Annotated in this window: 16 protein-coding genes; 9 read left to right on the top strand and 7 right to left on the bottom strand. The window is 41.0% G+C overall.

Going from position 1 to position 13685, the window contains the following annotated elements:
• Positions 1-195: 195 nt before the first annotated feature.
• Complete coding sequence (locus IQ264_RS27505) at positions 196-477, bottom strand: hypothetical protein (RefSeq protein ID WP_193984938.1); 282 nt, start codon at positions 475-477, stop codon at positions 196-198.
• A 187-nt stretch (positions 478-664) separates the two neighbouring features.
• Between IQ264_RS27505 and IQ264_RS27500 the strand changes: the two genes are divergently transcribed.
• Positions 665-1315 carry a tyrosine-type recombinase/integrase gene (locus IQ264_RS27500; RefSeq protein ID WP_193984936.1) on the top strand — a complete coding sequence of 217 codons (651 nt, stop codon included), beginning with the start codon at positions 665-667 and terminating at the stop codon, positions 1313-1315.
• A gap of 46 nt (positions 1316-1361) precedes the next feature.
• On the opposite strand, the gene IQ264_RS27495 is transcribed toward IQ264_RS27500, so the two are convergent.
• The 6 genes from IQ264_RS27495 to IQ264_RS27470 form a co-directional block, all read right to left on the bottom strand.
• Positions 1362-4844, bottom strand: a complete 3483-nt coding sequence (locus IQ264_RS27495; protein ID WP_193984934.1) for a plasmid replication protein, CyRepA1 family — start codon at positions 4842-4844, stop codon at positions 1362-1364.
• Positions 4844-5209 (bottom strand): hypothetical protein, encoded by a 366-nt coding sequence (locus IQ264_RS27490; protein WP_193984932.1) that lies wholly within the window; start codon positions 5207-5209, stop codon positions 4844-4846. The genes IQ264_RS27495 and IQ264_RS27490 overlap by 1 nt, the downstream gene beginning before the upstream one ends.
• A 338-nt stretch (positions 5210-5547) precedes the next feature.
• Complete coding sequence (locus tag IQ264_RS27485; RefSeq protein WP_193984930.1) at positions 5548-6306, bottom strand: hypothetical protein; 759 nt, start codon at positions 6304-6306, stop codon at positions 5548-5550.
• A 119-nt stretch (positions 6307-6425) separates the two neighbouring features.
• Positions 6426-6635 carry a hypothetical protein gene (locus tag IQ264_RS27480; protein ID WP_193984928.1) on the bottom strand — a complete coding sequence of 70 codons (210 nt, stop codon included), beginning with the start codon at positions 6633-6635 and terminating at the stop codon, positions 6426-6428.
• A gap of 138 nt (positions 6636-6773) precedes the next feature.
• On the bottom strand, positions 6774-7178 hold the full coding sequence (locus IQ264_RS27475; RefSeq protein WP_193984926.1) for a hypothetical protein: 405 nt from the start codon (positions 7176-7178) through the stop codon (positions 6774-6776).
• A 7-nt stretch (positions 7179-7185) separates the two neighbouring features.
• On the bottom strand, positions 7186-7347 hold the full coding sequence (locus IQ264_RS27470) for a hypothetical protein (RefSeq protein WP_193984924.1): 162 nt from the start codon (positions 7345-7347) through the stop codon (positions 7186-7188).
• Between the two features lie 640 nt (positions 7348-7987).
• Between IQ264_RS27470 and IQ264_RS27465 the strand changes: the two genes are divergently transcribed.
• The 8 genes from IQ264_RS27465 (at position 7988) to IQ264_RS27430 (ending at position 13223) form a co-directional block, all read left to right on the top strand.
• A complete protein-coding gene (locus IQ264_RS27465) occupies positions 7988-8488 on the top strand; it encodes a hypothetical protein (RefSeq protein ID WP_193984921.1) in 501 nt (166 codons plus the stop codon).
• A gap of 115 nt (positions 8489-8603) precedes the next feature.
• Positions 8604-8858, top strand: coding sequence for a hypothetical protein (locus IQ264_RS27460; RefSeq protein WP_193984919.1), 255 nt, complete (start codon positions 8604-8606; stop codon positions 8856-8858).
• Positions 8855-9079, top strand: a complete 225-nt coding sequence (locus IQ264_RS27455) for a hypothetical protein (protein ID WP_193984917.1) — start codon at positions 8855-8857, stop codon at positions 9077-9079. The genes IQ264_RS27460 and IQ264_RS27455 overlap by 4 nt, the downstream gene beginning before the upstream one ends.
• Before the next feature lie 11 nt (positions 9080-9090).
• A complete protein-coding gene (locus IQ264_RS27450) occupies positions 9091-9507 on the top strand; it encodes a hypothetical protein (protein ID WP_193984915.1) in 417 nt (138 codons plus the stop codon).
• A gap of 4 nt (positions 9508-9511) precedes the next feature.
• The gene (locus IQ264_RS27445; protein WP_193984913.1) at positions 9512-9835 is read left to right on the top strand and encodes a hypothetical protein; all 324 of its coding nucleotides are present in this window, start codon (positions 9512-9514) and stop codon (positions 9833-9835) included.
• Entirely contained in the window at positions 9825-10067 is a 243-nt protein-coding gene (locus IQ264_RS27440; protein WP_193984911.1) for a hypothetical protein, read from the top strand. The genes IQ264_RS27445 and IQ264_RS27440 overlap by 11 nt, the downstream gene beginning before the upstream one ends.
• Positions 10052-12097: a hypothetical protein gene (locus tag IQ264_RS27435; protein ID WP_193984940.1), complete on the top strand. Its 2046-nt coding sequence runs from the start codon at positions 10052-10054 to the stop codon at positions 12095-12097. The genes IQ264_RS27440 and IQ264_RS27435 overlap by 16 nt, the downstream gene beginning before the upstream one ends.
• A gap of 103 nt (positions 12098-12200) precedes the next feature.
• Positions 12201-13223, top strand: coding sequence for a protelomerase family protein (locus tag IQ264_RS27430; protein ID WP_193984909.1), 1023 nt, complete (start codon positions 12201-12203; stop codon positions 13221-13223).
• Positions 13224-13685 lie beyond the last annotated feature (462 nt).

Below are 13685 nucleotides of genomic sequence, written 5' to 3'. Positions count from 1 at the left end.
CGTTTAACAACTCTAATTTTAAAATGAAGAATCCTTCTTTTTCATAAGCAGTGAAAACTGTAACGTTTGGTAAGTTTAATAAGGTATCTAGATGAAAATCCATCGTCCTTTTCGGGTAAAATGTAGTGCTAACTACATTTTACCCCATGATGCCGGAAGACCCATTATTTTTTGTGATTCTTAAGCACAATTTAATTAGGAATGTTTTTTGGGCTGCATCAATTTTCTGGCTTTCTCTATATTGTGAAGAAGCTCATCAAGAATCATTTCGTTGTCTCCGAAAAACATATAGAGCAACGTATCTAAATTTTCATACGCATCTGGATCGGAACGAAAAATCTCTATTATGTGCGTTGAGGAAAATTTGAAAAATTTATGAAGCGATTTCAGCCTCTCTAGAAAATCGTGAATCTGAAGTAAAGATAAGGCTAGTTCTGCCTCATCCTCCAGGGAAAGGCGATTTCCGTCTTGTATCATATAATATGCCTCCTAATCGGCTAACTCGATTGGGTTGGAAGTCGGGGCAGAGTGCTACTAACACTCTGTCTCGGCGTTAATAAAATATTAATTCAATTTCTACAACTTCCTAAGAAAACATCAAACAAAAGTAGAGAAAGGTATTATTTTTATCTGTATTCTGTGATTTACAGAGTAGACAGTAAAGATGAAAATAAACCGACACGGCAAAGCTAAAATTCTTAGAACAGAAGAGATACAGCGAATTTTTAATCATGGGTTGGACAACGACCGGGACAAAGTTTTATTTGCTGTATGCTTGTTTTCTGCCTGTCGTATCCGGGAAGCTGTCACCCTGTTAACTGCTGATGTTTACGCCCCATCTGGAGTAGTCAGGCCACAGCTAATTATCAGGAAATCCAACACGAAAGGGAAACTGGCAACCAGATCGATTCCAGTGATTGAAGATTTAAGGCGATCGCTCTCGAACTATTACTCTCAGGCTGGCAATCCTTATTTATTCCCCGGTCGATCGAATGGGCATATCAGTCACGATTCAGCCGCTAGAATTTTCAGGCAAGCTTGCCAAAAAGTAGGAATAATTGGGGCTTCCACTCATAGCTTTAGACGGACTGCGTTAACCCAGATGAGTAACGCTGGGATTCCGTTGCGGGTAATTCAGGAACTTTCCGGGCATAGGAACTTAGAGCAACTTCAGAGATATTTGGAAGTGACTGATGAGCAGGTGTTGGGAGCAGCGGCGACCTTAGCGATGTTATCTCCGGTGGCTGAAGATGTCGGTAAATTGCGCTATGACGACACCAATACTCACCCTCTCCCATACAAAACAGAAACTTAGTCACAACTTACTAATTAAGAGCATTCCCCTGAAGTTGGGCTTTCCTTCACTCCAGCGAGTAGTATCCCTGCTCTATTTCTGCTAAAGGTATTCGCTCTCCAGTTAACAGTTCAAGAAAGCCCCCAACAACAGCTTTAATTTCTCCAATCAGTTTGCCTGACACTACGCTGTTAAATTTGGACGCGATCTGCCTAACCGATCTACCGATGAAATTTTCTGGCTTGAATCCTTGCTGGTTTGGCTCCAACTGCACTGCCCTGAGCAAATCCATCACCCGCCGCTTATGCTCCCAACCCACAAAAGCAGTCGCATCATCACATCGCTCAAATCCAAACTGCTCTACTAAATCTCGAATCTGTACAAAATCGTTTACCGCCGCCAACTTCTCTGCCAACTGTTCCAACTTGGATTCTCCCGCCGACAAATCAACAGCTAACTCTTCTGCCTGAGATTCTGACTCGGTAGCCACCCCCCCCCGACCGTAGCCACCCTCAATAGTATTTATATATTTATAGGGGGTGGCTACCTCCGAAGAAAGAATATTATCGGCTCCTAACTCCCCATTAGTAGATCGAGCGGCGCAACTGGCAGATGCTTCCTTAGCTGCCAACTCAGAATCACGCTCAAGCCAACGAGCGAAAATCTTCTCCCGACCATCGGGTAACGGGATGGCTACCCCGTCACAGATGACCAGTTCCCCTGCATCATCCCTGACAAAGTTAGCCGCCGCTTTCCCATAAAATCGAATCTGTTTTCCCCTGCTGCCTTTCTTCCCTAAGCAAGGAAGCTTGAACCCAATCAGTCCCAGAAATTTCTGAGCGATTGCAACCGGACTATCTGAATCTTGAACGGTTATCCCCAGATGTCGCTTAACCTCACCCCGATAGAGTCTGACTTGGTTTGTCCACTCGATTAACTCGGAATCATAAGAACTGGTCTGTGTTTTATCCAGTAGTTTTTTAAAACTTAGTTTCTCTAGTACTTGAATTGCTGCCCCTAACTGAGAACGGTTGAAATCAGGGAGAAAAACTTGTCGATCGCTGTACTTAATCAGAGACTCTGCCCTATGCTTATCCCGGTCTGGTAAGAACTGACGACCGTCACCAAAGAAATAATCAATCTGTATTTGTTTGAACCATCCACCGTCATCTAATTTGACTAACTCCTCTGTGACTGGGTTGGACTCATCGCAACAGTAGCGCCGCTCCAACTGTCCCTTGCGGTACTGAAGGCGATCGCTTTCGGTTTTCGCCTTGGATTCCTCCAACTGCTGAAACCTTATATTATCTGGAGATGCTATCGCTGCAACTTTTTGGCGTTCTTCTAAATAGTTTTCCTCTTTGGCGTTTTTAACCTCGCTTTCAACTTCTTTAGACTCAGGTAAATCAGCATTATCTATGTCGATAACCTGGTATCCTTCACCCCTTAATCCCTCAAGAATAGTTTCCCGGTAACTCTTCATCCCTAAGTTAATTTTTGCTGCCATCTTTGCCCAAGTCTTGAGGGATTCTGGTTGAAAATCTAAATTCAAATCCTCACTAAAATCTGCCTGAGCAAGTAAGCTGAGATTAACTTGAGCAGATTTTTGTTGATTATAAATAAGCTCTTTCTGTGATATTGAACCACCAGCTATCCGTCCAAAACCAGTTTTACTACACCATATATGTCTATCAACGTGAGAACGAACGCGCCCCAAAGCTTGTCGTGCAGAATTTTCTGGTTGAATTCCCTGGAAAATTCCCCAAACTGAATCAAAGTGGTTAATTGTTATTGATACTCCAGTCTCTAAAGTAGGAGAAGCAATTACCACGTCAAACTCAACCATCACATCATTTAATCTGGTAATGGTGCTATAAGCAGGATGTTCGGGATCTGCTATTGATTCAGCATCTATTCTAAGAATTCTAAGGTAAGGAAATTTGCTAAGTAAGAGTTTTTCTAAGTTCTTAGTCCCCCATTTGCTTTTAGTTTTTTGTGCTGAAGTATAAACATAACATTTGTTTCCTTTCTCAACTTCTTTACATAATGCTGCTACCAATGCAGCAGGAGTTTTACCTAAATAGTTGAAAGCTCTCCGACCTTTGGCGGGTTTGTAGTGGTTTTTGACTATCCAAGGATTTAGCTGATATCCAAATAATGACTGAACGTAATCAATACTAATATCTGACAAATCAGCATCGGATAAGATTACTTTCCCACCAGTACTAAGAGCAATCTTAATCGCCTCTTTGAGATTATTTAAAATCGCTACTCTGTACTCTTTGCAAAGATTACTGGAAAGTAGAGTCCAGAATACCTGCTCACATTCATCAATAAATATCCAAGCTCCTACCCATTCTTCTGGATTAAATTTTCCTTGTCCAAATTGATGCAGAGAGTTTACGCATATTGCAATACCGTTGATTCCATAAGTATCAGAATCTTTCTCTGAAACATAATGAATTCCTAGTCTATTAGCAGATTCCTCTCCTAGTTGTATTCTGTGGGTAGGGTTTAATATTTTCCCTCCATCATCTAAATGAGGTTTAGCATTTTTGCTGACGTTCTCTGTTTTACCAGTGCCTTTTTCACCCACTAAGCAAATGAAGTTCTTATCCTGTGGATATTTGAAATCGCCAAAGTATTTATCATTAATGTTTAAAGATATGGGATAAGTTAATTCAGATAACTGCTTGGTTTGCCAAATATCAAAACTGGAAGTATTAGTTTTTAGCAGTTCGTGAAATGCAGTTTCACCCAAATTTACAATAACGTCATCTACTCCTTTACCCAAACTGGAATCCCAAGTGAAGACAGATACTTGAGCTTTTTTCTTCAGGAACAATCTAGCTGTTTGAGTAGTGGCGATATTGACTTGACGTTGAGTTTTTTGCTTGGTATCTCTATCGAAGGTGAAGATAACTTTTCGCCCTTCCTGTGCAAAAATTTCTAATTCGGGAATTAATTTATCCTCTCCAATTTTTCTGCCCTCTTCATTTTTCTGTGTGCGATACCCAGAAAATATTCCTGGTAAAGCAATAGCAGGAATTCCTAAACTGAGCAAAGCAGCTGCTTTCTTTACTCCTTCACAAATGTAAATCGGGATTCCATAGTTATCTAAAACCCACTGCCAAAAATTAGTGTCAGTTTCTTTGATTGGAACGTTAAAGATTTGGCTGATTTTCTGCCATATCCTGTTAGGAACTTGTAAGAAAAATGCTCTAGTAGGTTCTTTTGGGGGATGTTCATATTTTATGGGTTTTTCATCAGAATTGGCTCTGGGTTTATCTGGTTTGCAGCATCCCCATTGCATTGGCTCCCAATTATTGAAAGGGTCAACCCCATTACACCACCAACCACCAAGCCTCAAATTTTCGTAAGCATTAAGGTGTTTGAAAGCTAATCTACCTGTATTTGTTCGCTCTAGTTTTGGACTGTAACAGAGGTAGTCGTAAGGGTTCTCTGGCGATTTGAGGTTTAAAGCTATAATTTCCTCATCGATCCCAGAGTCTAGCCATTCTTGCCTGTGTCGGGGGGAGATGGTAGTCATTACAGTTTCCTCCCATTGGCAATCTTGTTTAAGGTTTCACGCTGTTTGGGACTTAATTTTTTCTGCCCCTTGACCGACCAGAGAAAACAAACTTCCCATTTCGATAACCCAGTGCCACTCGCTAGCAACTGAGCAATTAATTTCTGTGTGTCTAGCTGTTTGACCTGATTGGCACGTTTGGGAGTCCACTTAATGAAGCGACCGCAGTCCCCACAAACAAGCTTGCCTTCGTGAATTAAATTTTGTGTAGCAATAAAAATAACATCTGTTCCTAAACAGTTTGGACACGGATGAATATTTTCCTTCCTTCCTTCTCTCATTGCCGATCTTGGCGTAAGATGAGAATCATTCGCTTTTTTCTTCATAGGGGTTTCCTCTACTTGGATTCCCCAGTTTTCCGTTTTTCAACAACTCAAAAGTCAGGCAAAATGTAAACAGACATTAAAATGTTAGTTTCCTGGGGAGATGTTGGTGGGCGTTGGTGCGCCCGAAAACGTTAAGCCGGGATTTTTTTAGGTTGCAAGTTCCTGGGGGAACTAACGTGCGATAGTACACAAATACTATAAGTATATTTAGCGTCACTAGTTGTCTGGGGATAAGTTTAAACCCCAAATCTAGACAAGCGGCGCTTTTTCTTTAGCGTATAACGCTTTGTCCGGTTTTTTTAGGCTCTACAGAGGTTGGGTTAAATTGTGAAGTAATGTTAAGGGTCATTTGAGTAACCTCCAACTTTTCCATACTGTTTGTGTCCTTTGTTCCAGCGATATGATTTACGGTTGTGCCACATTGTCGCTTCTGCGTCCCACATTCGTTTGCAGTGCGTGTAGAAATCTTCTAACGCTGCCTTGACGTATCCGTTCCGAGATGATTTTTGATGAGCTACAGCCAAAACAAAAGTCATTAATGGACTCTCAGGTAACTGGCTAGTAAATTGGTCAAGCTTTTTTTGTACTGGATATTTAAAATTTTCACCAGTTACTAACTTGCCAGCGTTCCGTAGATTTTTTTCATACTTATCAGCAGAAAATTCCTGGTAAGGGCTAAAGCATAAAGAGAAATTAGCGTTTACTTCGCAAGACAGAATATCTTGGAACAATTCAAAAGCCGAATTGAAAGGATAGTCTATTTTTTGTTTTCTAAAGTCATCCTCTACAAAAGGTGCTGTGGCTTGTATTAGTCCCCATAGCTGTTCAACAAATAAAGTCTTTGACCAAATACCTTCAATACCTCTACGAGAAATCCTCCCTGCTTTTTTAAGTCGAATTAAGAGATAGTCCTGAGACAAAAACCTAGCAACTAGTGTTGACGCTATGGCACAGGAGTTGTCACGATACCTAATCCAGTGTTCAACCTGCTCCATTGTTTCTGCTGACAAGAGTAATTGTTCAGACGGCAGCGTTAATAGTAACTCTGCTATTTTTTTTATGGTGATAAAGTCTAAAATTGTGTTAGAAGTAGACATATTTGGCTAGTTCTATGTGAAATAAAAAACGAATTCAACTGCAAAAAGTCAGCGACCTTGTAAGCAACTCTGGCATTTTTGCGGTTTTATTTTTGTGAACTTCTTCTTACCTGAGAGCTTTACAAAATCCCCATTGACTTGAGCAAGAATGCTCTCTCTTTACGCAATTGCTCGTAAATTTCACCAGCATCCATCCCAGTTTTTTGTTTAAGCTGCCTGATGACAACCCCGTGAGGCTTGTACTCAACTTCCTTTCCATAGCGGAATTTCCGTTTGGTGAAATTTTTCTGGGCTTTCCACGAGAGCAGGGGGTACAACTTTAGCTCCATTTTTAGACCTCTCCAGACGGTTCAAAATGCTTTTATATCGTTTCGCCTTTTCTGAGACCCTTAAGGTTCTTAAGAGGGGAGATGAAAAGATATAGAACTATGTATGCCAGGACAAGTAAGCTGGTAGTCCTCAATAAGTTACCCCTGTTGACCAAACAAGTGGTTTAAGATTCGCTGGTTTTCCGTCTGGATTCCTCTGATGTCAGCTTGCATTTCTCGCATCTGTGTCCGGTCTGCTTCTGCGTTTTGAACAAAATCAACCATCATCATCGCCAACTGACTGATGTTGGCTTGGGCCACTTCCTGGGTTTGTGCGAGTCGGTCAACTCTTAGCGTCAGGCGGTCAACCTGGGTTGTCAGTTGGTCAACCCGTCCCGTCAGTTGGTCAACTTGTCCGGTTAGGGCTTCCATCTGTTGAGTTAGTACCAGTACTTCATCAAGGATGATGTTTGTCCGATGGGAAAATTCTCTGTCCATACCTTCGACGCGAGATTGTATTTCGGTTAAGCGTTGCTCGATGGGACTTCCGTTTGAGTTGGTCATAAAAAATTTAAAGTTTTCCGTCTGCTTTGGCTTTATCGACAATTTCCTTAATAGCAACCTGAGTCATGCTTGAGATACTTCTCATCTCAACTTTTGCCAGCTTTTCAAAATCAGCGTATAGGTCATGGTCGATGTAGGCTCCGACCTTCCTAAGTTTTGTTTTACCCAAAGTCTCGTTAGTGCTAGCGATCGACATCTCAAATCATACCGAAATAGATTTACTAACTTTATGCTATCTCATTTTAGTCTAAGCTATTCTATCTATGTTATAGTAAATTCCAGCTGCTTATCCTCAAGCAGTCAAAAAGCCAGTGGCAACCGCTCAAAGTCTCCACTGGCTCTACCTCAAGAAACTACCAAGAGGCAACCTAATTATGCTTCAAAACCTCACACGCTGGTTAGTCCAGCATTTTTAAACCCTCTGACTGACCTACTTCGGAACTACTTGCGCCCTACCCTTGCTCCAACCAAGCCAAGCTCAAGCCAAGCTCACAGGTAAGTCAAACCAAGTCCAGTCAATCCTCGCAAAGCTTATGGAGACAACGTTAACGCCCACAGTCTATCTATCAACCAAGGAACTGCTTAAGCAACTTAAAGTCAGTCCCTCGACGCTCAAACGTGCCACACGATTGCTACGCGAAACCTTACCCGCGTCGATATTCGACAAGGGTTGTTATGAGGAGGGTTACTCGCTCCAGTCGTTCCAAGTGCTTGAGAAGTTTTTCACCTTACGCAATCAGTCAATGCCTCCTCAGCGTTGCGCTGAGTATTTACTGTTGCAGTTTTCCCAGAATTCAGGAGTGTAAATCATGGCTACCACCAAGTTTTCCCAAATCCCCTCAGAACTGAAACGACACGGCATAAACCCGACGCAAGACGCGATCGACGCAGTTACAGCTATCCTCCAGAATGACAACCGTGTAACCGTTGCCAGTGCCGTTAAACGCTATGCCTCGACTGTTAACCAGCAACCGACCAATGCTGACACCTCAGAAGATTCCGACACTCAAAGCCAACTGGAGGAATTAACGGAGGATATGAGCGATCGGATAGCAGAAGGTATTGTATCCGAAGCGGTTAATAGGGCAATTGATAAAGTTTTAGGCGGAAATTGGAAGCTTAACGCTAAAGCTAAAACCAAAGTTCAGGACGCAAGAAAAGCTATTAACGTTGAGTTTTCAACAGTGAAAGAAAGTTTTTTATCACTGCCCTCTGTTGGGTTATCAACAGAAAAATTACTGCCATCCAGCGAGGAAATATTCGATCATGCAGTAGTTGGGGTGTCGAGCAATTCAGAATCTACCTCATAGCCACATCTGCAATCACAATTTTATTGCTTTATGTGGGTAACACAATCATCATTAACCGTTCCCATATAAGGCAATACATCTACCTTAATTACGTCAAGAAATGAGGTGATTTAATGTGGACAAACCTATCTTAATGATTGGCTTAGGAATCTCAGCTTGTGCGCTAATTATCGCTTACAACGCTGGACTTGCAACTCAGAATATAAGCCACGCACAGCGAATCAATGAGCTTAATTCCGAGATTAAAAAGCGCGATGAACTGATTCAACAGAAAGAACAGGAAGTGCAAAATCATAAAACCTTTATTCGACGCAAAGATACAGCAGCTAGACGGTTTGTGGATGAATATTTCAAGGGTGAGAAAAGATGAAACACAGTCTTAAACGGGATGAAAATACTGGGGATATTCACATCACAATTAATGTGAATAACTCACTAACTAATTCCTCTAACAGTTCAGCCGAAAACAGCAACACTAACACCAGCGACATTAACAATAATACTCAGCCAGAATCGAAACCTTTCCTCACCCAACTGTTAGAAGGGGCGGCAATTGGTGCTGCTACCGCTTTGCTTTCTACATTTTTTTAGGTAGGTAAAAAATGCCAGCAAGACTTACAAAGCATCAATATGAGATGCAAAAGGAAACCCTCGAACAAGAAATTAGAGGGATTGACATTGACACCCTGAAGAACAAGAAAACTATCAAGCTGAACGAGTTTGAAGCTTCAAAATGGGATGTCAAAAAGAGTGAGGAAACTATCAGAAAAGCCAAGCTTGGTTATGAACTGTCTAAAACTCAAAACGATATCCAAGAGGAAAAACTTACCCAAGCTAAAGACCAGCTTTCCTTTGAAAAGTTTGCAACTGGTGTGAATAAAAAAATGCTGGCTGTAGATGCAGAAACAATGCTTTTACAGTTGGCAGAACGTCAGCAAAGTTTAGCAGAAGCCAAAGAATATTTTCAGCTTAAATTCGGCAATGCACCCGCAATGAATGTTCCAAGGTTAGGAGGTTAATGAGATGGACACACACCCCGCTAATGTGGGGCTTTTAATGCAGCGAATTCAAGCTGAAGCTAAAGCCCTACAAGCTGAGATTAAAGCATTTCAGGCTAGGGAAGAACGGGCCAAAATGCACGAACAGCATCATATAACCATGACTCAGATCGAGGCTCAAACACATTCAAACCAGCAGCAGTCAGCACAAATTGACCTAGCTGCTAGTCGGTTGGTTTTAGAACAAAAGTCAGCTTTCTTTAAATTGAAATTTGGCGTAAATTCCCCTGCATCGGGGCATTTGATGGAGCAACAAACTTTAGGATTACTAAACGCAGATGGAGACTAACAGAGTAGCAATCGAATGTATGATGGCAAGCTTACTCACTGGCTTATTCTGTCAGTTGTTAGCCGTATTTCGCAACAATTCACAGCTAGGAGAATTCGCTTATTTTAGTCTATTGGCATTAGTGAATATCTCCACAATTGCCGCTATCTACTACCTAAAAAGAGGTAGAGATTTGGGTGAACTAATGTTCATTACTATGGGGGTGTTAGTGGGCTTATGGATAGGCGTTTAAAGGTTTTGTATTGTGCAAATCTAGCCAGTTTCGGGTTATTTCTCTTTGGTGCTAGTCACAGAATCAGTCCTGTTACTTGGCTAGGCATTGCGACCGGACTACCGAATAGCATTTATCTTTGTGCCAAAGTGCCAACCCAGAAGGAGTTAGAGGATAACCGCCGCAAAGAATTACTCGCGTTACACGATACGGTTGCCAAGCTGCAAGGGGAGAAGGACTGGCTAGAGCAACTGAACGCAGGTCAAGCGCAAAAACTCCTAGAGGAGCATGGCACTAGAGAGGCAAAGTTACGCGACAGGATTAACGAACTAACCAACGAAATAGAATCTCTCCGTAGCGCCCATCTGGAAGAACTGACAGAACTCCAACTTGATAGCAGCGATGAACGCGGCAAGCTTGAGGAAAAATATCGCTTAGAAGTTGCCAGAAAACAGCAAGAAATCAATAAATTGATGCAACAATTGGACGGTGACAAACAACTTATTTTGAAACAGGCAGAAGAGGAGAAAGAGCAACTTAAATCTGAACACGACTCAGCTATAGTTGCCTTACAAGAGCAATTTGAGCAATATCAAATAATAGCCAATGAAGCAAAAGAAATCGCTGCTCAACGAGTGGCTGAGGCTTCTGCCTATGCTCAAAAAGTCCAAGCTAAGGAGCAACAGCTTAAGGAGTATGAGCAGCAATTGAATGTCAAGGAAATCAACCAGGCGATAACAGATAGGGAACTGGAAGTTAAGGGACAGGACTTAGAAGTTAGGGTCAAAGCAATCAATCTAGATGTTGAGAAAAAGTTACTGGAGGAAACCGAAAAACTCAAAGAGGCTCAAACAACCATTACCCAGTTGTCACTCAATGAACAGGTTTACTTGGCTGAAATTTCCAGCCTAAAAGGACAATTAGCCGAGTATCATGTGATGTTATTTGCTGAGAAGTCAGACGGTGATTATATTGTCGAAACTGTTCAACGGTTGTTAATTGAAGCTGACATCAAAACCGAATTTTTGAGGAAAGAAGAGAAACACGACGGCAAAGTAATATCCATCGAATTACGCCCTATCAGCACTTTTGAATCCCTGCATTTAAAGAAAACCTGCGAACAATTACCAGGGTTTTTAATGATTGAAAGAGTACCAACTTTCACCACTAGAAACGGGAAAATAACTTTCACCATTGATAAGCGTACTAGCAAAGAGAAAGCACTGGCTAGTAGAGAGGTTATCGAGAAATCACTGATTAATGTAGAAGATACCACAGCGAAAAACTTAGGTTATCTAATAATTGGTGAACCCGGAAGTGCTAAGTCTACAGGCGCTCTATACGTTGCCAATTCAATAATTACTCAGGAACTATCTCAGAAAGCCGTAGACGATTTGATAGACCCTCATGGTGCGATGTTGTTAGCAATGGACATACATCACTCAACATCTTGGGATGATGCAGGGGTAAAAGTGATTGATAGTCCGTTGGAAATTTATGAGCAATTCAAACTGTTAAAGGATGAATACGACAGCCGGAAACCAGGAACTAAGACCAACAGATTGATTATTTTCTTTGATGAAATGGCAGAAACTTTAGACGCAATAGAAACATTAGTTGCTGATAAAGAAGGTAAAAAAACTGCTGGTAAAGATGCAGTGGAATTTGTACAAAATACTTACAGGAGTTTTGGGACTGGAGGCAGAAAAAAATACATTAATTTTGTAGGGATGAACCACTCGTATAATGTTCGTGCTTTGGGTGTTGATGGTTATTACCGTAATTGTTTTGTGGCATTGCTATTAAATGATGCAGCACGACATTATATCAACACAACAACTAAACATTTGCCAGATGGGAAGAAAGAGCAGTTTTATCAGTGGCTTGAGTTAATGGATAATCGCTATATTGCTTTGGCTACTGGAGCCATAAATGATAAATTGTGTAAGCATCCAACCCACCATGATTACCCACAGATTAAAGATGGTAATCCACCAAAAAATTTACAGGCTGTCAAGCAATTACCTTTAACAATTAAGCTAGTTTCTTGATTGAAAAGTTAAATTTGCGAATCAATCTTTGTCGATTAAAATCACTATTTATCCTGTTCCTTGGTTATACTAAATGTATGTTTAGAGTGACTAAGGGATTTTTATGGAATTAAAAACCCGAACCGAATTAATTAATAATTTTATCGATTTTCGAGTGTCTGAACTGCTCCCTAAATTTGAAGCCCTAGCGCCATACAATCGGACTCAAAGAGAGAAAGGTGTAAAGTCTAAAGGGTTGACAGGTTGGAAAGATTTAGCCACTAAGGAAGCGGCGCTATTAAAGGCAAATTACCCGGACGATAGACCAGAAGATGAGAAGGAATATGGAGCAGCATTAAGGCAGATTACGGCATTAAAGAAAGAGCTAAAGAAAGCCGCTAAAACCGAGCTTTCAGACAAAGGTAATTACAACCCAGTTTGCACAATCATTACTCATTTTGGTAATGCTCTAAGTTTTTTGTTCAGCACTTACAAGGAAAGACAAAACACTCGTTACCGGGAAATTGTTGAGACTCGTTCAACAGCAGAAAACAGACTCCCTCTTGATTTTTCCCCATACTTATCTAAGGCTAAGGAAGTGCTTACACAAGTAGCCAATGGAGCAACTTTGTTAGATGTAGAATGGCGCGATGTTTCTTGCTCTATTGCATTGGCTACAGGTAGGAGGATGGCAGAAGTTCACCTATCAGCGGAGTTTAGAAAATTGGGGGATTACGAGTTAGGTTTCAAAGGTCAATTAAAAGGGAAAAGTAGGAAATTAGAAGGGCAGAAGTTGAGGGCTTTTGAATTTACTATCCCTACTCTATTATCGGCTGATTTAGTGTTGGCTGGTATGGAGTTTTTAGAGAGAAATGATAAGCGGTTTGAGTCAACAGAAGAGACTGAAAGAGTTAATAGGCGTTGGTCAAAAGTGTTAAATGAACGTGCTAAGGAGTGGGCAATTATTGAGGAAATGACCTACCACAAATTTAGAGGAGCATACCTAAAAGCTTGCATAAACAATTCAAATATTGACCCCTTTGATTACCTAGACTATGCCCGTTCCATACTTGGCGATAACGATAAAGAGACAATTAGAGCGTACCAAAGATTTGAGATTAAGCAAGGTAGTATAACTAAAATTTAAGCCATCTTCAGCATAAATTTGTTCCAATAAAATTAGAAGTTGCTGTTGTCAGAATCCCAAAAGATGAAATTAGAAATTAAATTTTCTGTTCAGCTTTTGGGATTTCATTTATCTACGGCAAGTAGTGTCATGGCTTATCTGGAAACATCCGTGAGGGGAGGCGATCGAATATTTCCAATAACCCACACAAAATTTTAAATCTCTAATCAAGGGTGACGGTTCGGTTTGTCATACTTAGTCGCAGGTAGAGAAAGACATCAACAATACGTAGTGGCGAAAACTACAAGTAGGCTAAGTGGAAATACTACATAACCTAACAAGAGGTCTAGTACATAGATAAGATATAGGATGATAAGAGGGTATAGATACCTATTCCTTACATAGCGTTCCTTGTTCTCATGAGAACAAGGAACGCTATGTAAGGAATAGGTATCTATACCCTCTTATCATCCTATATCTTAT

Origin of the sequence: [Phormidium] sp. LEGE 05292 (assembly GCF_015207735.1) — a bacterium.
In the GTDB taxonomy this organism is placed as follows: domain Bacteria; phylum Cyanobacteriota; class Cyanobacteriia; order Cyanobacteriales; family Aerosakkonemataceae; genus Floridanema.
The sequence above is the reverse complement of the archived record's forward strand: the minus strand, read 5'-3'. Positions and strand labels throughout refer to the sequence as shown.

Coding starts and splice junctions, on each gene's coding strand:
- IQ264_RS27500 (WP_193984936.1), top strand. CDS start 665: ATGAAAATAAACCGACACGGCAAAGCTAAAATTCTTAGAACAGAAGAG.
- IQ264_RS27435 (WP_193984940.1), top strand. CDS start 10,052: ATGGATAGGCGTTTAAAGGTTTTGTATTGTGCAAATCTAGCCAGTTTC.
- IQ264_RS27445 (WP_193984913.1), top strand. CDS start 9,512: ATGGACACACACCCCGCTAATGTGGGGCTTTTAATGCAGCGAATTCAA.
- IQ264_RS27440 (WP_193984911.1), top strand. CDS start 9,825: ATGGAGACTAACAGAGTAGCAATCGAATGTATGATGGCAAGCTTACTC.
- IQ264_RS27495 (WP_193984934.1), bottom strand. CDS start 4,844: ATGACTACCATCTCCCCCCGACACAGGCAAGAATGGCTAGACTCTGGG.
- IQ264_RS27490 (WP_193984932.1), bottom strand. CDS start 5,209: ATGAAGAAAAAAGCGAATGATTCTCATCTTACGCCAAGATCGGCAATG.
- IQ264_RS27505 (WP_193984938.1), bottom strand. CDS start 477: ATGATACAAGACGGAAATCGCCTTTCCCTGGAGGATGAGGCAGAACTA.
- IQ264_RS27485 (WP_193984930.1), bottom strand. CDS start 6,306: ATGTCTACTTCTAACACAATTTTAGACTTTATCACCATAAAAAAAATA.
- IQ264_RS27480 (WP_193984928.1), bottom strand. CDS start 6,635: ATGGAGCTAAAGTTGTACCCCCTGCTCTCGTGGAAAGCCCAGAAAAAT.
- IQ264_RS27455 (WP_193984917.1), top strand. CDS start 8,855: ATGAAACACAGTCTTAAACGGGATGAAAATACTGGGGATATTCACATC.
- IQ264_RS27465 (WP_193984921.1), top strand. CDS start 7,988: ATGGCTACCACCAAGTTTTCCCAAATCCCCTCAGAACTGAAACGACAC.
- IQ264_RS27475 (WP_193984926.1), bottom strand. CDS start 7,178: ATGACCAACTCAAACGGAAGTCCCATCGAGCAACGCTTAACCGAAATA.
- IQ264_RS27430 (WP_193984909.1), top strand. CDS start 12,201: ATGGAATTAAAAACCCGAACCGAATTAATTAATAATTTTATCGATTTT.
- IQ264_RS27450 (WP_193984915.1), top strand. CDS start 9,091: ATGCCAGCAAGACTTACAAAGCATCAATATGAGATGCAAAAGGAAACC.